At 66.1% G+C, this 21,676-nt stretch carries 27 protein-coding genes; 13 read left to right on the forward strand and 14 right to left on the reverse strand.

The window, feature by feature from the left end; translation table 11 throughout:
- From tldD to Q0082_RS19780, 8 genes are all read left to right on the forward strand, one after another.
- A partial coding sequence (tldD, locus tag Q0082_RS19745; RefSeq protein WP_298195316.1) for a metalloprotease TldD occupies positions 1-1,317 on the forward strand: 1,317 nt, incomplete at its 5' end.
- A gap of 166 nt (positions 1,318-1,483) precedes the next feature.
- Positions 1,484-1,909 (forward strand): hypothetical protein, encoded by a 426-nt coding sequence (locus tag Q0082_RS19750; RefSeq protein WP_298195317.1) that lies wholly within the window; start codon positions 1,484-1,486, stop codon positions 1,907-1,909.
- A 10-nt stretch (positions 1,910-1,919) separates the two neighbouring features.
- Entirely contained in the window at positions 1,920-2,474 is a 555-nt protein-coding gene (locus Q0082_RS19755) for a DUF924 family protein (protein WP_298195318.1), read from the forward strand.
- 39 nt (positions 2,475-2,513) lie between these two features.
- Entirely contained in the window at positions 2,514-3,083 is a 570-nt protein-coding gene (locus Q0082_RS19760) for a GNAT family N-acetyltransferase (protein ID WP_298195339.1), read from the forward strand.
- Positions 3,084-3,091: 8 nt separating this feature from the next.
- The gene (gene ispG, locus Q0082_RS19765; RefSeq protein ID WP_298195319.1) at positions 3,092-4,228 is read left to right on the forward strand and encodes a flavodoxin-dependent (E)-4-hydroxy-3-methylbut-2-enyl-diphosphate synthase; all 1,137 of its coding nucleotides are present in this window, start codon (positions 3,092-3,094) and stop codon (positions 4,226-4,228) included.
- A 51-nt stretch (positions 4,229-4,279) separates the two neighbouring features.
- Positions 4,280-4,807, forward strand: coding sequence for a TIGR02281 family clan AA aspartic protease (locus Q0082_RS19770; RefSeq protein WP_298195320.1), 528 nt, complete (start codon positions 4,280-4,282; stop codon positions 4,805-4,807).
- Positions 4,808-4,817: 10 nt separating this feature from the next.
- Positions 4,818-5,324 (forward strand): GNAT family N-acetyltransferase, encoded by a 507-nt coding sequence (locus tag Q0082_RS19775; protein ID WP_298195321.1) that lies wholly within the window; start codon positions 4,818-4,820, stop codon positions 5,322-5,324.
- Positions 5,325-5,345: 21 nt separating this feature from the next.
- Positions 5,346-5,969, forward strand: coding sequence for a murein L,D-transpeptidase catalytic domain-containing protein (locus tag Q0082_RS19780; protein WP_298195322.1), 624 nt, complete (start codon positions 5,346-5,348; stop codon positions 5,967-5,969).
- A 156-nt stretch (positions 5,970-6,125) separates the two neighbouring features.
- Here the strand turns inward: Q0082_RS19780 and Q0082_RS19785 are convergent, their stop codons facing one another.
- Positions 6,126-7,577, reverse strand: coding sequence for a L,D-transpeptidase family protein (locus Q0082_RS19785; protein WP_298195340.1), 1,452 nt, complete (start codon positions 7,575-7,577; stop codon positions 6,126-6,128).
- 94 nt (positions 7,578-7,671) lie between these two features.
- On the opposite strand from Q0082_RS19785, the gene Q0082_RS19790 reads away from it, so the two are divergent.
- The gene (locus Q0082_RS19790; protein ID WP_366522584.1) at positions 7,672-8,658 is read left to right on the forward strand and encodes a DMT family transporter; all 987 of its coding nucleotides are present in this window, start codon (positions 7,672-7,674) and stop codon (positions 8,656-8,658) included.
- Positions 8,659-8,682: 24 nt separating this feature from the next.
- Here the strand turns inward: Q0082_RS19790 and Q0082_RS19795 are convergent, their stop codons facing one another.
- Entirely contained in the window at positions 8,683-8,853 is a 171-nt protein-coding gene (locus tag Q0082_RS19795; protein WP_298195323.1) for a hypothetical protein, read from the reverse strand.
- 255 nt (positions 8,854-9,108) lie between these two features.
- Between Q0082_RS19795 and acnA the strand changes: the two genes are divergently transcribed.
- Positions 9,109-11,778 carry an aconitate hydratase AcnA gene (gene acnA / locus Q0082_RS19800; protein WP_298195324.1) on the forward strand — a complete coding sequence of 890 codons (2,670 nt, stop codon included), beginning with the start codon at positions 9,109-9,111 and terminating at the stop codon, positions 11,776-11,778.
- A gap of 21 nt (positions 11,779-11,799) precedes the next feature.
- A complete protein-coding gene (locus Q0082_RS19805; RefSeq protein ID WP_298195325.1) occupies positions 11,800-12,321 on the forward strand; it encodes a hypothetical protein in 522 nt (173 codons plus the stop codon).
- Between the two features lie 92 nt (positions 12,322-12,413).
- Here Q0082_RS19805 and Q0082_RS19810 read toward each other — a convergent pair whose 3' ends face one another.
- Positions 12,414-12,515 carry a PEP-CTERM sorting domain-containing protein gene (locus Q0082_RS19810; protein WP_292942062.1) on the reverse strand — a complete coding sequence of 34 codons (102 nt, stop codon included), beginning with the start codon at positions 12,513-12,515 and terminating at the stop codon, positions 12,414-12,416.
- A 4-nt stretch (positions 12,516-12,519) separates the two neighbouring features.
- On the opposite strand from Q0082_RS19810, the gene Q0082_RS19815 reads away from it, so the two are divergent.
- Positions 12,520-13,149, forward strand: coding sequence for a hypothetical protein (locus Q0082_RS19815; RefSeq protein WP_298195326.1), 630 nt, complete (start codon positions 12,520-12,522; stop codon positions 13,147-13,149).
- A gap of 487 nt (positions 13,150-13,636) precedes the next feature.
- Here Q0082_RS19815 and ruvB read toward each other — a convergent pair whose 3' ends face one another.
- The 7 genes from ruvB to Q0082_RS19850 all read right to left on the reverse strand — a co-directional run bounded on the left by ruvB (position 13,637) and on the right by Q0082_RS19850 (position 18,307).
- Entirely contained in the window at positions 13,637-14,668 is a 1,032-nt protein-coding gene (gene ruvB / locus Q0082_RS19820; protein WP_298195327.1) for a Holliday junction branch migration DNA helicase RuvB, read from the reverse strand.
- Positions 14,668-15,288, reverse strand: coding sequence for a Holliday junction branch migration protein RuvA (ruvA, locus tag Q0082_RS19825; RefSeq protein ID WP_298195328.1), 621 nt, complete (start codon positions 15,286-15,288; stop codon positions 14,668-14,670). The genes ruvB and ruvA overlap by 1 nt, the downstream gene beginning before the upstream one ends.
- 40 nt (positions 15,289-15,328) lie before the next feature.
- A complete protein-coding gene (locus tag Q0082_RS19830) occupies positions 15,329-15,883 on the reverse strand; it encodes a DUF4337 domain-containing protein (protein ID WP_298195329.1) in 555 nt (184 codons plus the stop codon).
- Between the two features lie 51 nt (positions 15,884-15,934).
- Positions 15,935-16,411, reverse strand: coding sequence for a crossover junction endodeoxyribonuclease RuvC (ruvC, locus tag Q0082_RS19835; RefSeq protein ID WP_298195330.1), 477 nt, complete (start codon positions 16,409-16,411; stop codon positions 15,935-15,937).
- Between the two features lie 223 nt (positions 16,412-16,634).
- The gene (locus tag Q0082_RS19840; RefSeq protein ID WP_298195331.1) at positions 16,635-16,985 is read right to left on the reverse strand and encodes a DUF3147 family protein; all 351 of its coding nucleotides are present in this window, start codon (positions 16,983-16,985) and stop codon (positions 16,635-16,637) included.
- Between the two features lie 3 nt (positions 16,986-16,988).
- Positions 16,989-17,543, reverse strand: coding sequence for a hypothetical protein (locus Q0082_RS19845; protein WP_298195332.1), 555 nt, complete (start codon positions 17,541-17,543; stop codon positions 16,989-16,991).
- Positions 17,543-18,307 carry a YebC/PmpR family DNA-binding transcriptional regulator gene (locus Q0082_RS19850; RefSeq protein WP_298195333.1) on the reverse strand — a complete coding sequence of 255 codons (765 nt, stop codon included), beginning with the start codon at positions 18,305-18,307 and terminating at the stop codon, positions 17,543-17,545. The genes Q0082_RS19845 and Q0082_RS19850 overlap by 1 nt, the downstream gene beginning before the upstream one ends.
- A 127-nt stretch (positions 18,308-18,434) precedes the next feature.
- On the opposite strand from Q0082_RS19850, the gene Q0082_RS19855 reads away from it, so the two are divergent.
- Complete coding sequence (locus Q0082_RS19855; protein ID WP_298195334.1) at positions 18,435-19,118, forward strand: CPBP family glutamic-type intramembrane protease; 684 nt, start codon at positions 18,435-18,437, stop codon at positions 19,116-19,118.
- Here the strand turns inward: Q0082_RS19855 and Q0082_RS19860 are convergent.
- From Q0082_RS19860 to Q0082_RS19875, 4 genes are all read right to left on the reverse strand, one after another.
- The gene (locus Q0082_RS19860; RefSeq protein WP_298195335.1) at positions 19,115-19,612 is read right to left on the reverse strand and encodes an arsinothricin resistance N-acetyltransferase ArsN1 family B; all 498 of its coding nucleotides are present in this window, start codon (positions 19,610-19,612) and stop codon (positions 19,115-19,117) included. The two genes, Q0082_RS19855 and Q0082_RS19860, sit on opposite strands and share 4 nt — an antisense overlap.
- Before the next feature lie 29 nt (positions 19,613-19,641).
- The gene (locus tag Q0082_RS19865; RefSeq protein ID WP_298195336.1) at positions 19,642-19,878 is read right to left on the reverse strand and encodes a DUF2312 domain-containing protein; all 237 of its coding nucleotides are present in this window, start codon (positions 19,876-19,878) and stop codon (positions 19,642-19,644) included.
- Positions 19,879-19,973: 95 nt separating this feature from the next.
- On the reverse strand, positions 19,974-20,657 hold the full coding sequence (locus tag Q0082_RS19870; RefSeq protein ID WP_298195337.1) for an RlmE family RNA methyltransferase: 684 nt from the start codon (positions 20,655-20,657) through the stop codon (positions 19,974-19,976).
- A partial coding sequence (locus tag Q0082_RS19875) for a Ppx/GppA phosphatase family protein (RefSeq protein ID WP_298195338.1) occupies positions 20,654-21,676 on the reverse strand: 1,023 nt, incomplete at its 5' end. The genes Q0082_RS19875 and Q0082_RS19870, both read right to left, overlap by 4 nt.

The following is a 21,676-nucleotide window of genomic DNA, read 5'->3' on the forward strand; positions in this document are numbered from 1 at the left end:
CTCTATCTCCAGTTCATCGCGAGCGAGAGCTTCGGCTTCGACGACGGGCGGCTGAAGACGGCGGACTATTCGCGCGATGCCGGGTTCGGCCTGCGCGGGGTTTCGGGCGAGATGACCGGGTTTGCCCATGCCAACGAGATTTCCGCCGCCGCCATCGCGCGCGCCGGGGAAACGCTGAAGCTGCTCAATCCGGCGAAGGGCGCGCCGGCCCCGGCTCCGCGCCAGAACAACCGCCACCTTTATACCGATGCCTCGCCGCTCGATGCGATCCCCTTCGCGGCCAAGGTCAAGCTGCTCGAGACGATCGACGCAGCGGCGCGGGCGCGCGATCCGCGCGTGGCGCAGGTTTCGGCGAGCCTCGCGGCAAGCTGGTCGGTGGTCGAAATCGTACGCGCGGATGGCTTCGTCGCGCAGGATGTGCGCCCGCTGGTGCGGCTCAATGTCTCGATTGTCGCCGAGCAGAACGGGCGGCGCGAAACAGGCAGCTTCGGGATCGGCGGACGGCGGCTCTACGACGATCTGTTCGAGGCGGAGACATGGAACCGCGCGATCGATACGGCGCTGGCGCAGGCGCTGACCAACCTCGAATCGGTCGATGCGCCGGCGGGCGAGATGACCGTCCTGCTCGGCCCCGGTTGGCCCGGTATCCTGCTGCATGAAGCCATCGGCCACGGCCTGGAGGGTGATTTCAACCGCAAGGGCACAAGCGCCTTCTCCGGCCGGATCGGCGAGCGGGTGGCCGCGCCGGGCGTGACCGTGGTCGATGATGGCTCGATCCCCGGTCGGCGCGGTTCGCTCACCATCGACGACGAGGGCACGCCGACTGAGGAAACCGTGCTGATCGAGGACGGCGTGCTCAAGGGCTATATCCACGACCGCATGAGCGCGCGGCTGATGGGGCTGGCCCCCACCGGCAACGGGCGGCGCGAGAGCTATGCCCACGCCCCGATGCCCCGGATGACCAACACTTTCATGCGCGGCGGGAATGATGATCCCGCCGAGCTGCTGGCCCGCGTGAAGAACGGCATCTTCGCGAAGTCGTTCGGCGGCGGGCAGGTCGATATCACCAGCGGCAAGTTCGTGTTTTCCTGTACCGAGGCCTACCGCGTCGAAAACGGCAAGCTGGGCGCACCGATCAAGGGCGCGACGCTGATCGGCGATGGTCCGAGCGTGCTGACCCGCGTGACCGGGATCGGCAATGACATGGCGCTCGATCAGGGCGTGGGCGTTTGCGGCAAGGGCGGGCAGAGCGTGCCGGCGGGCGTAGGCCAGCCGACTGTTCTGGTTGAGGGGCTGACGGTGGGCGGCACCGCCTGAACCGCGGCAGCGGGTCAAAAGTCTCGAAATGCGACGCCAGGAGAACTACGTAGTAGGCGTAGGACCTGCCGATTGTTTTAGAGTGCCCTCAGGAAAACTACAGTCAGCGCTGGTTAAGACGGCGCGGCGCAGTCTGGTCTTCGACCAGAATGAGAAAGGGCACGTCATGATCCGTTTTGCCACCAAGCTCGGGTTTGTTGCCGCCGCCGGCGCACTGCTGCTGGCTGGTGCTGCCGCCGATGCCCGTCCGCGCCTGACCGGCGAAGAGCAGCTTGCCAAGCTGCTCGATGGGCGCGTGGCCGGCAAGCCGGTCAATTGCATCACCTTGCGCAACGTCCAGTCCTCGCAGGTGATTGACAAGACCGCGATCATTTATGGCAGCGGCAGCACGATCTACGTGCAGCGGCCGAAATCGGGCGCGTCGTCGCTCGATTCGAACGATATCCTCGTCACGCAGCTGACGACATCGCAGCTGTGCAACATCGATATCGTTCAGCTGCGCGATCGCAACGGCTGGTTCTTCCGCGGATCCGTCTCGCTCGACCAGTTCGTGCCCTATACCAAGCCGGCCAAGGTCGCCTTCGCGAACTGACGGGCGCCGGTTGACCCATTCGCCGCGGTACTGGGCGCAGGACCTCCTCCATTTCTGGTTCCACGAGGTGGGGCCGGAGCACTGGTTTGTGGCTGATGCCGCGGTTGACCGGCAGGCCGCGCGCCGTTTTGCCACGGTGCTTCGCGCCATGGCAAAACGGCCGGCGCACGAGTTCCTGCGCGATATCGATACCATGCGTGCCGCCATCCTCCTGTTCGACCAGCTGCCGCGCAACATGTTTCGCGGCGCGGCGCAGGCCTTTGCCCATGACGGGAAGGCGCGGTTGCTGGCGCGGGCCGCGGTGCGGCGCGGCTGGCATAAGGTGCTGCCGCCCGCGGCCAGCCAGTTCGTGCTGATGCCGTTGATGCATTCGGAGCGCATCGCCGACCAGCGCGAGAGCTGCGTCCTGTTCACGGCCTTTGCATCGCGGCGCAACCGCCGCTTTGCCGTGGCGCACTGGCGGATGATCGCCCGGTTCGGGCGCTTCCCCCATCGCAATGCCGCGCTGGGGCGAGTCAGCACGCCCGCCGAAATCCGCGCCATGGCCGCCGGTTACAGCTGGTAGAAATCCTCGGTGCGCCGCGATAAGGGCAAGCGCATGACGATCCAGCTCCGCCCCGCAGTCCCTGCCGATACCGCCGCGCTCGCCGATCTTGGCCGCCGCGCCGTCAGCGCCAAGTTCCAGCACCTCTACAAGCCGGAGGATTTCGCCACGTTCCTCGGCCAGGCGCACAGCGAGGCCAAGGTCGCGAAGGAGATCGCCGACCCCGGCATGCGCATCGCGGTGATCGAGGAGGACGGCGCGCTGATCGCGTTCTGCAAGCTGGTGCTCAAGAGCACGATGCCGACCGGACACAGCGATGCGCGCGCGCCGCTGGAACTGAAGCAGCTCTATACCGATCCGGCGCGGATCGGCGGCGGGCTCGGTGCACGGCTGATGCACTGGGCGCTGGCGCAGGCCGATGAACTCGGCGCGGACGAGATCCAGCTTTCGGTCTACAGCGAGAACCCCGAGGCGCAGCGGTTCTACCACCGCTATGGCTTCGCCAAGATCGCCGATATCGAATTCTGGGTGGGCAATCACTGCGATCCGGAATTCCTGTATGCCAAGCGTCTGGTCTCCGAAGGCCAGGGTCCCGAAACCGATGGTCTTGCCGGGGCCGAGCAGGTATAAGCCGCCTCATGTCATCCGTACGCCCCTGGCGCGATATCACGCGCCGCAAGAGCCGCCAGATCATGGTCGGATCCGTTCCCGTTGGCGGCGATGCGCCGATCACGGTGCAGACCATGACCAACACGCTGACCAGCGACCCCGTCGCCACGATCAACCAGATCAGGCGCTGCGAGGACGCGGGGGCGGATATCATCCGTGTTTCGTGCCCGGATGTGGAAAGCACCGCGGCGCTCGGCAAGATTGTGCGCGCGGCGCGGGTGCCGATCGTGGCGGACATCCATTTCCACTACAAGCGCGCGCTGGAAGCGGCTGACGCGGGTGCGGCGTGCCTGCGCATCAATCCCGGCAATATCGGCTCCTCCGAGCGCGTGGCCGAAGTGGTGCGCGCGGCCAAGGCCAACGGCTGCGCGATCCGCATCGGCGTGAATGCCGGTTCGCTCGAAAAAGACCTGCTGGAGAAGTACGGCGAGCCGTGCCCCGAGGCGCTGGTGGAATCGGCGCTCGATCACATCAAGCTGCTGCAGGACCACGATTTTCACGAGTACAAGGTGGCGGTGAAGGCCTCCGACGTGTTCCTCGCGGTCGCCGCCTACATGGGCCTTGCCGAAGCGGTCGATTGCCCGCTGCATCTGGGCATCACCGAAGCGGGCGGCCTGATCGGCGGTACGGTGAAGTCTTCGATCGGCCTCGGCAGCCTGCTCTGGGCAGGCATCGGCGATACCCTGCGCGTTTCGCTCTCGGCTGAGCCCGAAGAGGAAGTGCGCGTCGGCTTCGAGATCCTGAAGTCATTGGGCCTGCGCACGCGCGGCGTGCGTGTCGTTTCATGCCCCAGCTGCGCACGGCAGGGCTTCGACGTGATCCGCACGGTCGAGAAGCTGGAAAGCCGGCTCAGCCACATCAAGACGCCGATCTCGCTTTCGGTGCTGGGCTGCGTGGTCAATGGCCCGGGCGAGGCGCGCGAGACAGACGTGGGCCTCACCGGCGGTGGCAACGGCAAGCACATGGTCTACCTCTCGGGCGTGACCGACCATACCGTGCAGGACGAGGACATGCTCGAGCACATCGTCGCGCTGGTCGAGGCCAAGGCTGCGGAGATGGAAGCGGCGACGACCGATGCCGGGAAGGCGGAAGTGCCGGCCGAATAAGGGCGGCTTTCGCGATTTGCTAACCGGTTTGCGGGCAGGGTGCTGCCCGTCATGAACCGCTTCATCGTCCTTGCCGGCCTGGTGCTGCTGAGTAGTGCGCTGCTTGCGCCGCGGCTGAAGGTCGATCCGACAGCGGCGGAGCGGCCGGCCAGGGCCGCCAAGCCCTCACCTTGGAGCAAGGATGCACCCCCCGCAGGGCGCGGGGCTGTGCCGATCGAAATGGTCGAGATCGCGCGCGACGGGCAGGGCCAGTTTAACCTCGATGTCGATGTCGGCGGCGAGTCGGTGCGCTTTCTGATCGACACCGGTGCCGATGTCGTGGCGCTGACGGAGGACGATGCGGAGCGGCTGGGCTTGAAGCCCGATCCGTCCGAGTATCGCCCGATGCTCCAGACGGCCTCGGGCACCGGCATGGCGGCACAGGTCGAGATCGACCGGTTGACCATTGGCGGGCGCGAACTGACCGGCATCGCGGCGGTCGTCGTGCCTGACTTGCCGGTCAGCCTGCTCGGCCAATCTGCGCTGCGGCGGCTGGGCAGCGTGACCTTGAAGGGTGACCGGCTGATCATTGCGGGCTAAGAGCCCGTCCATGACGCTATCCATCCGCTCCGCCACCCCCGACGACCTTCCCCTGATTGCGGACCTGATCCGCGGGCTCGCCGAATATGAGAAGCTGGCGGATGCAGTCCGCTTTGACGAGGCGGTTCTCGGCGCGAAGCTCTTCGGAGAGCGCCCTTATGCCGAGGTGATCATCGGCGAACTGGACGGCAAGGCGCAGGGTTTTGCCTTGTTCTTTCACAATTTTTCGACCTTCGAGGGCAAGCCGGGCGTCTATCTCGAAGACCTCTTCGTGCGGCCCGAAGCGCGCGGCAGCGGGCTCGGCAAGGCGCTGCTGTCGCGGCTGGCGGCCATCGCGATGGAGCGGGACTGCGCGCGGCTCGAATGGTCGGTGCTCGACTGGAACGCGCCTGCGATCGGCTTCTACAAGAAGCTCGGCGCGCGGCTGATGGACGAATGGACGGTGATGCGGGTGGACGGCGTAGATCTGGCTCGCCTCGGAGCGGATCGGGGGGCAGAGGGTGGAAAATCCGCCTGAAACGCCGTACAAGCAGGGCATATGACGGGACTGGTAAACAGGCGCGGGCTCATCACGGGCGCGGCGGCGATGGTTGTTGCTGCAGCAGTGCCGCGCCGTGTCTTTGCCCAGCCCTATAGTATTCCCGAGCAGAATCGACGCATTCTCGCTGTCGCAAAGGAACAGGTCCAGCGGGTCGGGTCGGTCCTGTGGCGCACCGATATTGTCGGTGTCGCAGACTTTGCGCTTCCGTCTGCCATGCCGCGGCTCCATTTCGCCGATCTGGAGAAGGGCGAAGTGCGATCGTTCCTTGTCGCGCATGGCAAGGGATCGGACCCGGAGCATGACGGGTTCCTCAAGACCTTCTCCAACGACGTGGGCAGCCTCGCCACCTCGCGCGGGGCGTTCATTACCTACGAGTGGTACAAGGGCAAATACGGCACCTCGATCCGGCTCGGCGGGATCGACCCCGAGAACAGCAACACGCTGGAGCGGGCGATCGTGCTGCACCCCGCCTGGTATGCGAACCCCGACATGCTGGAGAAATGGGGCAAGCTGGGGCGCAGCGATGGCTGCTTCGCGATGAGCGAGGCCGATTTCAACGAGGCGCTTTGGCACCTTTCGGGCGGGCGGCTTTTGTATGCCGACCGGCTGGGGATTTATTGAAGCCTTGTTTGGTGCGCCTTTCGCCTCCGCGAAAGGCTGGCGGCACTGGCCCGCTCCCCCGCCCGGCTACCCACGAGAGTATCCTGAATGGGTGGCCGGGCGGGGGAGCGGGCCGGTGCCGCGCGAAGGCACGCCTCTGCGTGCCTGGTCAACGCATCAAAGCGGATTATCCAGCTTGATGATCGCCTCGTTGCTCTTGCGCTGGTCGGTGTGGAGTTCGCGCGGCTTGGTGAAGCTGGCGATGACGGGGGCGTCGCGGTTGTAGATGTCCGGGAAGCTGCGCATCAGGCCGGTCACGTCGCGCGCGACGGTGAAATAGGTGATGTAGACGGCCCAGGGCTTGGTCATCGGCACCTTGGTGTACTTGCCCGAGAGGTTGTACTGCACCGCGGTTTCGGGCGGCAGATCGGCGCCGAGGATTGCCATGGTCATCGCGAGTTCGGTTGCGCGTTCGGCACGGATGCAGCCGTGGCTGAGCGCGCGCGCGGGGAGCGCGAAGAGGTTCCGGTTGGGCGTATCGTGGATGTAGATCGCGTGCTCGTTGGGCATGTCGAGCTTCACACGGCCCAATGAGTTATTGTCGCCCGGCTGCTGCACCACGGTGATCGTGCCATCGGCATTCTTCGTGGCGACATAGCCCTGCCGCTTGGCGAGCGCGGGGCTGGAAATCAGTTTCTGGCCGAGGCCTTCGCCGACCACGATCGACTGCGGCACGGTCCACGTGGGGTTGAACACCACGTTCTTGACCTGCTCGGCCAGCTGCGGCGTCGCCGTCTTGCCCGGCTTGCCGACAATCGCGCGGTAGGTGCGGATGATCTTGTTGTTCACCGTGAGCCGGAGCTCCTGCTCGGGCACGTTGATGATGAGGTACTGCAACCCCATGTCGCGCGCGAGCCAGCGCCAGCGGTCCATGTTGGCCTTGATCATGCCGATCTGGCGCGGGTCCTTGGCCTTGGTGAGCATATCGCGCAGCAGCGCGTAATCGGGGTGCGTGGGATTGAGCGAATCGAGCACGCCGGGAATGTCATGCGTCTCGGTCGCCTGCGCGAGGAGTTGGGAATTGGGGTGCAGGTCCTGATCGGGATCGACCGCGAACCACTGCACGCGCGCGGGCATCGGCGTGCGGCCATCGCGCAGGTCCTCGGCGAGCCAGACGAACAGGCGGCTGGCAAGCGCATCGAGATCATCGCCTTCCCCCTTGGCGATCTGGGCGGCGAGCTTGGCGGGTTCGTAGTCTGCAGGCGCGAGGCCTTCGTGGCCGATGCCCTTGATCGCGGCGAGCAGCGCCTGTGCATCCGCCAACGTCCAGTGCGCGACCGGTGGCGGCGCCGGCTGGAAGACGGGCACCGGCTCTGATGCCGTGGGTGAGGTGGCAGCCTGCGCGGGCTGCGCCGAGGCGCTCGCCGCCGGCGCGGTGGCGCTGGCTGTCGGTGCAGGCTTGGGAACGGCGGGCTTGGGGGCAGCGGGCTTTGGCGCGGCGGGCTTTGCAGGCTGCACCGTCGCGGTGAGATCGACCGGACCCTGTTGGGCTGCAGCGGGAGCTGCGAGCACGGCCCAGCCGATGGCGGCGGTGCAGAGCATGCCGCTGAGACTGGCCCGATGGATCATGTGCATGCGCTGAACTCTTTCCCTGTGCTTCGCCCGGTCCTGCATCAATTCCTGCCCCAAGCGGCTGTTCCAATCAAGCAAGGCGGCTGACTGTATGCTGAATCAGCGCCGGCATCCTGGCCAGATGAACGGACGGCCCTTTGCGCTCGGCCGACCGGGTCGCTATGGGCGGGCGATGAAGCGCTCTGCCCCCTTGCTCCCGATCCTCGTCGCGTTGACCGGCCTCGCCTGCTTCGGCGTGATGGACGGCTTCATGAAGATAGCCGCGCTGGCGCTGGGCGCTTACTCGGCGATGTTCTGGCGCAACCTTGTGGGTTCGCTGATCATGCTGCCGATCTGGCTGGTGCGCGGGAACAAGGATGGCAGCCGCGGGCTGCCGCGCTGGCCGGCGATGCGTCTGCACCTGCTGCGCTCTGCAGTTGCGGGCGTCATGGCAACGATGTTCTTTTATGGGCTGGCGCGCACCCCCGTAGCGGAAGCCATGGCGCTGTCGTTCATCGCGCCGCTGCTTGCGCTCTATCTTGCAGCGTTGACGCTGGGAGAGGAGCTTTCGCGGCGCGCCGTGACGGGATCGGTGCTGGCGCTCAGCGGCGTGGGCGTCATCGCAGCGGGCAAGTTCGGCGGGCAGTACAACACCGAAAGCGTGCACGGCTTGATCGCGATCCTGCTTTCGGCGGTGCTCTACGCGGTGAACCTCGTGCTGCAGCGGCGGCAATCGCAGCTGGCGGGGCCGGAGGAGATCTCGTTCTTCCAGACCTTCTTCATCTTCTGCCTGCTGGGGCTTGGCGCATGGTGGTTCGCGCCGCCGCCGCCTGCGGAGATGTGGCTGGTGCTGTCGGCCTCTGCCGTGCTTTCGACCGGTTCGCTCATGCTGCTTGGCTGGGCCTATGCCCGCGCCGAAGCACAAGTGCTGGTGCCGCTCGAATACACCGCGTTCATCTGGGCCGCGCTGACGGGCTGGGTGGTCTTTTCCGAGCCGCTGACCGTGCGCACGCTGGCCGGCGTGGTGCTGATCGTGGCGGGCTGTCTGATCGCGCTGCAGCGCAAGTCGGCAGCGGAGGCCGCGGCCGAACGCGCCTGAACCCTGAGCGGTTTGCCGGTACGGTCAGTTCGCCAGCGAACTTCCAAACGCGTGGAAGGCCGCGCCGACGATCACCGCGAACGACAAGGCAGCGATGATCAGCTGTGCCCCCAGCTGCGAGGAATGAATGCCTGAAGGCGCCGGACGCGGCGCAAAGGCCGGGTGGCGGCGGTGTGTCGAGGGACGATGAGGCATGGCGCGTGCTCCGCTGCGGTCAACGATCAAGGCCTGAAATCTAGATCATGAGACATTCGCGGCGAAACTTTAAATCAGACTGACACATCAGTGTAACATTTGACCAGGGGCCTGCGGGTGGTCACGCCGGGAGCTATGCATTTCATGCGCCGCGCAAGCCTTGACGCGCGGGCTCTCTCGGCGCATCGGGCTCGATGTCGCGGGGGCGGCCCCGGCACGTATTTCGGCATCAGCTAGAAGGGATTACGCATCGCCATGACCCAGGTCGGACAGGACACGCTCGGCGCGCGCAGCACGCTTACTGTTGGTGGCAAGGACTATGCCTATTACGCGCTCGGCAAGGCCGCAGCCGCGTATGGCGATGTCTCGCGCCTGCCCTTCTCGATGAAGGTCCTGCTGGAGAACCTGCTGCGCTTCGAGGATGGCGGCTTCACCGTTTCGACCGATGATATCAAGGCGCTGGTCGACTGGCAGAAGGATCCCTCGAGCAGCCGCGAGATCCAGTACCGCCCGGCGCGCGTGCTGCTGCAGGATTTCACCGGCGTGCCTTGCGTGGTGGACCTCGCGGCGATGCGCGATGCGATCGCCAAGCTCGGCGGTGATACCTCGCGGATCAATCCGCAGGTGCCCGTCCACCTCGTGATCGACCACTCGGTCATGGTCGACGAGTTCGGCCACCCCAAGGCCTTCGAGCAGAACGTCGAGATCGAGTACTATCGCAACGGCGAGCGCTACGACTTCCTCAAGTGGGGTTCGAAGTCGCTGGCCAACTTCAAGGCCGTGCCTCCGGGCACGGGCATCTGCCACCAGGTCAACCTTGAGCATATCGCGCAGGCGGTGTGGACGAGCGAGGGGCCGGATGGCGCGACCGTTGCCTATCCCGACACCTGCGTCGGCACCGACAGCCACACCACGATGATCAACGGCCTCGGCGTGCTGGGCTGGGGCGTCGGCGGGATCGAGGCCGAAGCGGCGATGCTCGGCCAGCCGGTCTCGATGCTGATCCCCGAAGTCGTCGGCTTCAAGTTCACCGGCGAGCTCAAGGAAGGCGTGACCGCGACCGACCTCGTGCTGACCTGCACCAACATGCTGCGCAAGCACGGCGTGGTCGGCCGCTTCGTCGAATACTACGGCCCCGGCCTTGCCTCGCTCACGCTGGCGGACCGCGCGACGCTGGCGAACATGGCGCCCGAGTACGGCGCGACCTGCGGCTTCTTCGGTATCGACGACAAGACGCTCGACTACATGCGGCTGACCGGCCGCGACGAGGACCAGATCGCGCTGACCGAAGCCTATGCCAAGGCGCAGGGCTTCTGGATCGATCCCACCATCGAGCCGATCTTTACTTCGACGCTTGAACTCGACCTCGGCACCGTGGTGCCCAGCCTCGCCGGACCGAAGCGCCCGCAGGACCGCGTTTCGCTCGAAGATGTCGACGATGTGTTCAACGCCGATATGGCCCAGACCTACAAGAAGGCGCAGCAGCGCGTTCCGGTCGAGGGCAAGGACTTCGATATCGGCGATGGCGACGTGACCATCGCGGCGATCACCAGCTGCACCAACACCTCGAACCCGGGCGTGCTGGTGGCGGCGGGCCTCGTTGCCAAGAAGGCCAACGAGCTGGGCCTCAAGCCCAAGCCCTGGGTCAAGACCAGCCTCGCGCCGGGCTCGCAGGTGGTGACGGATTACCTCGTCAAGGCCGGGCTGCAGGAGCACCTCGATGCGGTCGGCTTCAACCTCGTCGGCTATGGCTGCACCACCTGCATCGGCAACTCGGGCCCGCTGGCCGAGCCGATCAGCAAGGCGATCAACGACAATGGCCTCGTCGCCGCGGCAGTGATCTCGGGCAACCGCAATTTCGAAGGCCGCGTATCGCCGGATGTGCGCGCGAATTTCCTCGCCAGCCCGCCGCTGGTCGTCGCCTACGCGCTCAAGGGGACGGTGATCGAGGACTTCATCTCGACCCCGATCGGGCAGAGCAAGGACGGCGTCGACGTCTACCTCAAGGATATCTGGCCGACCAACGCCGAGGTCTATGCGACGATGACCGGCTGCATGGACCGCGCGATGTTCCAGGCGCGCTATGCCGACGTCTACAAGGGCGACGTGCATTGGCAGGCGATCAACGTGACTGGCTCGGAAACCTACAGCTGGCGCGCGGGCAGCACCTATGTCGCCAACCCGCCCTACTTCGAGGGCATGACGATGACTCCGGCGCCGGTGAGCGACATCATCGAGGCGAAGCCGCTGGCGATCCTCGGCGATTCGATCACCACCGACCACATCTCGCCGGCCGGTTCGATCAAGGCCGACAGCCCGGCGGGCAAGTGGCTGATGGAGCACCAGGTCGCCAAGGCGGACTTCAACTCCTATGGCGCGCGCCGCGGCCACCACGAAGTGATGATGCGCGGCACTTTCGCCAACATCCGCATCAAGAACGAAATGGTGCCCGGCATCGAAGGCGGCATGAGCCGCTATGGCAGCGACGTCGGCGCGATCTACGACGTCGCGATGCAGCACAAGGCCGACGGCACGCCGCTGGTCGTCATTGCCGGCAAGGAATACGGCACCGGCTCCAGCCGCGACTGGGCGGCCAAGGGCACCAACCTGCTCGGCGTGCGCGCGGTGATCGTCGAAAGCTTCGAGCGCATCCACCGCTCGAACCTCGTCGGCATGGGCGTGCTGCCGCTGCAGTTCCTCGAAGGCGAATCGCGCGAGACGCTGGGGCTGACGGGTGACGACACCTTCACCATCCGCGGTGTCGCCGGTCTCAAGCCGCGTCAGGACGTCGAGGTCGAGGTGACCCGTGCGGACGGCTCAAGCTTCACCTTCAAGGCACTGTGCCGCATCGATACCGCCAACGAGCTGGAGTACTACCTCAACGGCGGCATCCTGCACTACGTGCTGCGCAACCTCGCGGCTTGATGAAGGTTTTTGGAGAGGACAATGGCGCAGATCAGCAACGCTGACTTCGTCCTTGCCCTTTCCACCTTTTCGAGCACGCGGGAAAAGATCCTCGAACACAGGTTCATTGCCGAGCTGTCCAGCAGCCTCTGGTCGCGCGGCGTGTTCGATTTTGTCATCGCCAGGAGCGAGGTCGATAGCAGCGGCTTTGACCTGATCGCGGAAGTGGGTGCTTTAACCCGTCATATTCAGCTGAAAGCCTCGCATAGCACCGCCGATACGAGGAAGGTCGCGATCCACACCAAGCTTGGGAACAGGCCATCCGGCTGCGTTGTCTGGCTCATTCACGATCCCATGACCTTGAATATCCAGAAGCTGCTCTGGTTCGGCGACAAGGCCGGGCTTCCGCTTCCTGCGCTGGGTGACAAGATTACGCGCCATACCAAGGCTGACATGCAGCAAACGAAGGGGCTGCGACCGGCCCTTCGCGATGTCGCGAGAAGCCGTTTTCAGGTAATTGCGGATTGGTCTGCGCTGCTGGAGATCATGTTTGATCTTGGCTGACCTGCCCGCTTGCTGGAATCAGAAAGGGCGGCTCCCCCCGGAGCCGCCCTTTCCTTTTGCCCGCTGCGGGAGCGGGAGCAGTTTGTGGCCGATCAGGCGGCGGTCGTGCCCTTGGCCTTGAGGCCCTGGCGGCGGCGCGCGACGAGCCCGGCTGCGGCTGCACCGAACAGCAGGACCATCGACGGTTCAGGCACGTCGGTGTGGCCATTCGACGAGGTCGACGTGGTGCTGCCGGTGCTGCCGTTCGAGGAGGAGGACGTCGAGCTGCTGGTGCTGCTCGAGGTTGAGGAAGAGGTCGAGCTCGACGTCGAAGACGACGAGGACGTCGATGACGACGTCGAGGAGCTGGTCGAGACGTTGCCCGAGCTCGTCGAGGTCGATGAACTGGTCGAGACGTTGCCCGACGAGGTGCTGACATTGCCCGAGCTCGTCGAGACATTGCCCGAGGACGTGCTGACGTTGCCTGAAGAGGTCGAGGTGCTGCTCGTCACCGCGCCCGAACTCGTGGAGACGTTGCCGCTCGAGGTCGAGGTCGAGATGTTGCCGCTCGAGGTGGAGGTCGAGCCGCCCGAGGTCGAGGTCGAACCGCCGGACGTCGAGGTGGAGCCACCCGATGTCGAGCTGCCGCCGGTCGAGGTCGAACCGCCCGAGGTCGAGGTCGAGCCGGTGCTGGTCGAGGAGACCACCACGCTGCCGCCGCCGCTGCTGCCGCCGAAAAAGCCGCCGAAGAACCCGCCGCCGAAGCCGCCGATCCCGCCGCCGCCAATCACCACCGGCACCGCGCCGCCGCTGCTACCGCCTGCCTGCGGGGGCATCGGCGGCATGTAGGGCACTGGCGCATAGGCCATCTGCTGCTGCGGCATGGCGCAGGACTTGGTCACAGTGGTCTTGACCACGCGGCGCATGCGGTGAACCGGACGCTGCTTGACCACAGCGTAGTGCCGCTTCACCTGCTTGACCTTGATCGGCTTCACGTGGTGAATTTCGGCAGATGAAGGTGCTTCCGAAACGTGCACCGCACCTCCGCCCAGCACTGCCCCGCCCGCTGCGCAGGCCGCCAGTTTTGCCAATGCCATCCGAACCGACATGATCGTTGCTCTCTGTTCCCGTGGGAGCCGGCATCTATCCCCGCAAAGGTGGACAAAGCCTCTCCTGACAGATCGAACAACGCAGATCGCACCGGCTGCGGCAATGCTGTTAACCGGTTTTCACCCCCTCCGGCGGCCCCGAAATGGGTCACTTTGGCGCTCGACGCCAAGTCTGTGCCAAACTGGAACCGAATTCGCGTCAGCCGTTACGCTGATCGCGTTTACCATCATGCTCCGTCGTCGGCGAAGAGACCGGGCAGATCGGCCGAGGGCGGGGTGAGTCCCAGATGCCGCCAGCCGCGATCATTGAGGCAGCGCCCGCGCGCGGTGCGCGCCACGAGTCCAAGCTGGATGAGGTAGGGCTCGATCACGTCCTCGATCGTATCGCGCGGTTCCGAAAGCCCTGCCGCCAGCGTTTCGACGCCCACCGGCCCGCCCTTGTAGATATCCGCGATCATCGAGAGGTAGCGCCGGTCCTGCAGATCGAGCCCGAGCGAATCGACCTCGAGCCGGGTGAGGGCGCGGTCCGCCACTTCGCGGGAAATCACATCCGCGCCAGCAACTTGCGCGAAATCGCGGACGCGCCGCAGCAGCCGCCCGGCGACCCGGGGCGTGCCGCGCGAACGGCGGGCGATCTCGCTGGCGCCGCCCTGATCGACGCCGATCCCGAGGAGGCCGGCACCGCGCGTGACCACGCGCTCCAGTTCTTCCACGGTGTAGAACTGGAGCCGCACGGGGATGCCGAACCGGTCGCGCAGCGGGGTGGCGAGGAGGCCCGCGCGGGTCGTCGCGCCGATCAGGGTGAAGGCGGGGAGATCGATCCGCACCGAGCGCGCCGAGGGGCCCTCGCCGATGATGAGATCGAGCGCGCGGTCTTCCATCGCCGGATAGAGCACTTCCTCGACCACCGGATTGAGCCGGTGGATCTCGTCGATGAAGAGCACATCGCCGCTCTCCAGATTGGTGAGCAGCGCCGCCAGATCGCCGGCCTTGGCGATGACCGGACCCGAGGTGGCGCGGAAATTGACCCCCATCTCGCGCGCGATGATCGCGGCGAGCGTCGTCTTGCCGAGGCCGGGCGGGCCATAGAACAGCACATGGTCCATCGCCTCGCCGCGCTGGCGCGCGCTTTCGATGAACACGGAAAGGTTCTCGCGCGCGGCTTCCTGCCCGACGAATTCGCCGAGCGTTTTGGGCCGTAGCGCGGCGTCCGCGTCATCGGCCTGCCGGCGGGGGGTGAGGATGGGGTTGTCGGTCATCAGCCCGCCGCCCGCTTCAGCGCCACGCGCACGAGATCATTGAGCGGCGCATCATCGCCCAGTTCCTTGACCGCAGCGGCGACGGCCATGCTGGCGGTGGCGGGCTTGAAGCCGAGGTTCTGGAGGGCGGATATGGCGTCTGCGCTGACCGAACCGGCGGGTGCGGCGGCGAGGCCTTCGATGGGCGGGGTGCCGGCACCGGTGGAGATCGGGCCAATTCCGCCCGCCTTGTCCTTGAGTTCGTTGACGATGCGGCCTGCGAGCTTGGGGCCGACACCCTGCGCGCGGGCGACCATCGCGGCATCGCCGCTGGCGCAGGCGCGCTGGAGGTCTTCGACCGAGAGCGCGGAGAGGATCGCGAGCGCGACCTTGCTGCCGACGCCCTGCACCGCCGTCAGCAGGCGAAACCAGCCGCGTTCACCGGCGCTGGTAAAGCCGATCAGGCGCTGATCGTTCTCGGAGACCTGGAGCTCGGTGTGGACCACGACCTTGTCACCGCGCATACCGAGGCGCTCGAGCGTCTTGGCGGAACAATGGACGAGGTAGCCGACGCCGTTCACGTCGATGATGGCCCAGTCGGGGCCGAAATCGTCGAGCAGGCCGGTAAGCTTGGCGATCATGGTTTGTTCTATGGCAGCGAACCGTGCGGTTCGCCAGCCCCTATCCCAGAAATGTGCTGAGGACTGCCGGGTGGAAGCTGCCACCCGCAAAGCCTTCGATCCCCATGAACAGGCCGAACACGCCGAAGGCCCAAGCCCCCCAGAGCAGCGCGGTGCTTTCAGCGAGCGCGGCGACGGCGGCGAGTGAGATGGCGGTGGAGATCGCGGCGTCGGCGGCATCGAACTGGTCGTCATGGACATTGAGGGCATCATAGAGATCGCCCTCAGCCTTGGCCGCCTTGGCGAGATCGGGTGCCTCGGCCTTGTATTTGGCGATGTCCTTGTCGAGTCCGGCGATGGCCGCATCGGCCTTGCCGGGCGGAGCGAGGGTGGCGAGCTGGAGCCGCGTCGCTTCGGCCATGTGAAGCTTGGTCTTGGTCGCCTGATACTGGTTCCACTTATCGACCGAGGCGGCCTGCGCGGCCTGCATCGCCTGCACGATGTTGCCATCCTTGATGCCGCAGAGCCCGGTGAAGACCGAGAGGACCACCACAGTGATCGCGACGAGGCGGTTGAGCCGCTTGTCCTTGGCTTCGGCGCTGACTTCGATTTCCATGGCGCCATTGTTGCCGAACGGGTTCGGCGGTCAAATGACGGATTGGCAAGATTAGCGATGGCTGCCGATCATGTTGGCGTGGGTGATCGCGACGGCGAGCGCGTCCGCCGCATCCTCGCCCGCCAGCGCGACGCCGGGGAGCAGCACCTTGAGCATGGCCTGGATCTGCGCCTTCTCCGCGCCGCCCGTGCCGACCAGCGCCTTCTTGATCACTTTGGTGGGGTACTCCGCCACCGCGAGCCCCGCGCGCGCCACCGCCAGCATGGCAACACCGCGCGCCTGCCCGAGCTTGAGCGTCGACTGCGGGTTCATGTTGACGAAAACTTCCTCGACCGCGCCCGTATCAGGCCGGTGCTCGGCGATCACGGCGGCAAGGCCGGCGTCGAGCTCTACCAGACGCTCAGCCATCGCGGCCTTGGCGTTGGTGCGGATCTGGCCGTTGGCGACGTGGCTGAGGCGGCTGCCGGACTTCGCCACCACGCCCCAGCCGGTGCAGGTGAGGCCGGGATCGATGCCGATGATGATCACGACTGGTCGTCTTCCGGCGGAGCTGGAAAGCCGGCGTTTCTCAGAGAGTTGGCCAACTTACGATACAAGTTGGGATGAAATCTCTTCGATTGAGGATCGTTGGATACCGTCGAAATGAACTGACCTTTTGCGGCAATATGGATGTGCCCCGTTACCGCGTTATACCACGCTCCGACATCCAGTTTCATGGTCTTTGAACCGGAGGGAGGCTTTCCAACGCCGGTCACAGCTTCAGCCCGAAGCGCGGGCCGAGGTGCATCATGCCGAGATAGAGCGCGATGGTCAGCGCGCAGCCCAGCGCCAGCGCGATCCAGAACGACACGCCGTGGCGCAGCAGGGCGGGGATCACGAGGAACATCGGCAGGCTGGGCAGCACGTACCAGAAGGTCGCCTCGGCATGGATTGCCATGTTCTCGGCATCGGGCCGCGCGCGCCAGAGCAGAATCATGCCGAGCACCGACACGAGCGGAAGCGAGGCGACCAGCGCACCGACGGTCGGCAGCTTGCGGCCGATTTCCGAGATCAGCGCGATCAGCAGCCCCGAAAGCAGGGCCTTGATGGCGAGCGGGAGCACGGCTCAGTAGACCATGTCGAACGGGCTGCCGGAGGTTTCCTCGCCCTGCCACCGGCGCGGGGCTGCGGCGTGCAGCGCGCCTAGCGCGCCCGCAGTGAACCCGGCGCCAGTGCGGCAGGCCAGTTCAGCCAGTTGCTTCTCGCCCTCGGCGCCCTCGAGCACGGTGATGCCCGAAAAGCGGCGGCCGGGATTCTCGTTCAGCGAGCCGGTTTCGCCGGCGTGGACGACATAGTGCACCATGCCGCGCGTGAAGCGGATGGAATCCTGATTGAGCCCGCCGTGGCTGCGGTTGTTGCCCGTGTGGATGTTGCGCCAATCGGGCGTGCTGGCCACGTCGATCGCGGCGCGGCCTGCAGGGCCGAAGCGGTAGTGCAGGCTGGACTTGCCGAGGCAGACACTGCCCAGCCTTGCGCCGAAGCGGCAGGACCAGACCACTCGCTCGCCCGCGCCGCAATGGCTTTGCACGGATGCGAGAGTGGACGCCGCGGCGGGTTTCGCCGCCGATCCGCCTGTCGCAAGCAGCGCGGCAACGCTGAGGGCTGCCGCGAATGCCCGCATCAGCCCAGCTTTTCCATCACGTCGTCGGGGATCTCGTAGTTGCCCCAGACGGTCTGGACGTCGTCGTCTTCCTCAAGCACGTCGATCAGCTTGAGCAGCGTCGCGGCCGTATCGGCATCGACCGTGGTCGTCATGTTGGGCTTCCACGCGAGCTTGACGCCCTCGGCCTCGCCCAGCGACTTTTCCAGTTCGCGCGCGACGGGGTGGAGCTGTTCGATCGCGACCCAGATCTGGTGGCTGCCGGGGTTCTCGTCGCCATCGCCCATATCGCTCTCAACGTCTTCGGCGCCCGCTTCGATCGCGGCTTCGAGGACCTTCTCCTCGTCGCCCGCCGAGCCCGGATACTCGATCAGGCCGAGCCGTTCGAACCCGTGGCTCACCGCGCCCGAGGCGCCGAGATTGCCGCCGTTCTTGGCAAAGGCGGTGCGCACGTTGGTGGCGGTGCGGTTGCGGTTGTCGGTCAGCGCCTCGACGATGATGGCGACGCCGCCCGGACCATAGCCCTCGTAGCGCACTTCCTCGTAGTTATCGCCTTCGCCCTTGCTGGCCTTGTCGATCGCGCGGGCGATGTTGTCCTTGGGCATCGACTGCGCCTTGGCGGCGTTGACCGCGGCGCGCAGGCGCGGGTTCATGTCCGGATCGGGCATGCCCATCTTGGCCGCGACGGTGATTTCGCGGGAGAGCTTTGAGAACATCGCCGAGCGCTTTTTGTCCTGCGCGCCCTTGCGGTGCATGATGTTCTTGAATTTGGAATGGCCTGCCATGGTCTGCTGCTTAGCGCTTTCAGGTGGATTGCTGCAGCGCCACTAGCCGAGACACGCCTGCGCGGCAATGTCCTGCGCAAGGACGAGACAAACGCGGTTTTAACCCGCGCTGGGCCACAAGCGCGGCATGACCCCATTGCTACGTGATATGGCCAGCTATCTGGCCCGCCCCCGGCGCATCGACCCAAGTGGCCTCCGTGCGCCCGGCGCGGGGGGCAAGGCGCTGCTATTGCTGGCGTTTCACCTCATCGTGCTGCTGGGCTTGCTCTCACCGCTGCTCGGGATGTGGCAGTCGGCCATGGGCCTGCCCGAGCCCGCAGCGTTCGGCGCGGTGCCCAAGGCCTGGCTGTTGCCGCTGGTGGTGCTGATCGCGCCGGTGGGCGAGGAGATCGTGTTTCGCGGCTGGCTGACCGGGCGGGTCCGCGCGCTGTGGCTGCTCGGCTGTGCGCTGGTGGCGGGCGCGCTGCTGGCGATGGTGAACTACCATGTGGCCGAAGTGCCGGCGGCGCTCGGCGTGGTCGCCGTGGGGCTGGTGGCCCCCATCGGCTGGTGGCTGCTGCGACGCCGCGGCGTGCCGGGCTGGTTCGAGGCGGCGTTCCCGGTTCTGGTCTGGCTGTCGATCGTGGTGTTCGGCCTCCTGCACCTGACGAACTATCCGCAGATTTCGTGGGCGCTGCTGCCGATGGTGCTGCCGCAGCTCTGGGCCGGGCTGGTGCTGACTTATGCGCGCATGCAGATCGGGCTTGTGGCCTCGATCCTCATTCATGCAGTCGCGAATGGGACGGCGATTAGTTTGGCGTTGCTGCGTTAGAGCAAGCGCTGCCACCAGCCTACGTCACGCCAGCCGCCCAGCTTCCAGCCCACTTCGCGGTACACGCCGACCGGGGTGAAGCCGCAGGCCTGGTGCAGCGCCTCGCTGGCCGGATTGGGCAGGGCGATTCCGGCAAAGGCGGCGTGGAGGCCCTTCTCCTTCAGCACGGCAAACAGCGCCCCATAGAGCGTGCGGCCTACGCCGCTGCGCATCGCGCCCGGTCCGACATAGATCGCCACGTCGCAAGAAGAGGCATAGGCCGCCCGTTCGCGATGCGGGCTGGCGTAAGCATAGCCGATGACCGCGCCCTCGCGTTCGGCCACCAGCCAAGCATGGCTGGCGCCGTAGCGCGCGATGCGTGCGGCCATTTCCGCGTCATCGGGCGCTTCAAGTTCGAAGCTTACCCAGCTTTCGGTGACATGGGGCCGATAGATGGCGGCGCAGGCAGTAGAGTCCTCGGCCCGTGCCGGGCGAATGACGAAGGGCTCAAGCATGATGCGCACCTCCCGCCCGGCGGCTCGGCCTACTCGAGACCGAGCGCGTTCTTGTAGGTATCGAGGATGGCTTCCATCTCGCGGCGGTCATCCGGCTTCAGCTTCCTGAGGCGGACGATCTGGCGCATGATCTTGGGATCGTAGCCGGTCGACTTTGCCTCGGAATAGACGTCCTTGATATCGTCGCCGATGCCCTTCTTTTCTTCCTCGAGGCGTTCGATGCGCTCGATCAGGAGGCGCAGGCGGTCGTCGGCGGAATCGGCCATCGTGAAAATCTCCGGTGGGGTGCGTGTTGTGCCCCGTTAGGGCGCGCGGTGTGATTCGCGCAAAATCCAGCCTGTGGAAATGTCGGGAAGAACGTTCAGTCTTGCGTCTCGGTGTCTCGCCGGCCCTTGAAGCCTTGGGCAATCACGTACCACTCGGACGAATCCTTGCGGCTGGCGGGCGGCTTGGCGTGTTTCACTGTGGTGAAGTTGCGCTTGAGGATGGTGAGCAGCGCCGCGTCGGTGCCCCCGGCGAAAACCTTGGCAACGAACGCGCCGCCGGGCGCGAGGGTCTGCACAGCGAAATCGACGGCGGTCTCTACGAGACCCATGGTGCGCAAGTGATCGGTGGCCTTGTGGCCGACGGTGTTGGCCGCCATGTCTGACAAGACCAGATCGGGCGCGCCGCCGAGCGCTTCGGTCAGCGCGGCGGGGGCCTCGTCGGCCATGAAGTCCATCTCGAAGATGGTCACGCCCTCGATCGGCTCGGTTGGCAGGAGATCGATGCCCACCACACACGCCTTCGGGGCCTGCTTGCGTACCACCTGGGCCCAGCCGCCGGGCGCTATGCCGAGATCGACCACCCGTTCGACGCCGCGCAGCAGGGTGAAGCGTGTGTCGAGCTCGATCAGCTTGAACGCGGCGCGGCTGCGCCAGCCTTCGGCCTTGGCCTGTTTGACATAAGGGTCGTTGAGCTGGCGCGCGAGCCAGCGGTTGGACGAGGCGGTGCGCCCCTTGGCGGTTTTGACCCGCTCGCCCGGATCACGTCCACTGCGGCTCACAGGCTTGTTCCCTTGGTTTGCTGGCTTTTGGTTTGCAGGTCTTCACCGCGCCGTTCGCCAAGCCCACCGGCGGCCATCAGGCTGCGCAGGATGCCCTCGCGAATGCCGCGATCGGCAATGCCGAGCCGCTCGGCCGGCCAGATGTCGAAGATCGATTCGAGAATGGCGCAGCCCGCCACCACCAGATCGGAGCGCTCGCGCCCGATGCAGGGCACGGCGACGCGTTCGGCCGGGGAGTAATGCGCCAGCCGCTGGCTGATCTCGCGCATCGAGGCGGTGGGCACGATCAGGCCGTCGACCGCGCTGCGATCATATTGTGGCAGGCCGAGGTGGAGGCTGGCCAGCGTGGTGACAGTGCCGCTGGTGCCAAGCAGGCGCAGGCCGGAGCTGCCGGCCGCCTGAACCCGCGCGGGGGCCACCCGCTCCGCAAAACCGGCAAAGCCCTCGGTGATCCGCGCGCGCATTTCCGTGTAGGCGGCGGCGCGGGCCTCTGCGGTGAGTTCGATCGGGCCGATGCTTTCGGTGAGCGAGACAACACCCCAGGGCACCGATTGCCAATCCACGATGCGCGGAACTGCGGTGCTGGTATCGACAAGGACCATCTCGGTCGATCCGCCGCCGATGTCGAAGATCATCGCCGGGCCTTCGCCGGGTTCGAGCAGGATGTGGCAGCCCAGCACGGCGAGCCGCGCCTCTTCCTCGGCGGTGATGATGTTGAGGCAGATGCCCGTCTCGCGGTAGACCCGGTCGATGAAGTCCGCGCCGTTGGACGCGCGGCGGCAGGCCTCGGTCGCGACCGAGCGGGCGAGGTGGACATTGCGCTTGCGCAGCTTGTCGGCGCAGATTTGCAGCGCGCCCAGCGCCCGGTCCATCGCCGCATCCGAAAGCCTGCCCGATTGCGCGAGGCCCTCGCCCAGCCGCACGACGCGGCTGAACGCATCGATCACCATGAAGTGATCGCCCGAAGGCCGCGCGATCAGCAGGCGGCAATTGTTGGTGCCGAGATCGATCGCGGCATA

This window comes from Novosphingobium sp. (assembly GCF_027489515.1).
Classification (GTDB): Bacteria; Pseudomonadota; Alphaproteobacteria; order Sphingomonadales; family Sphingomonadaceae; genus Novosphingobium.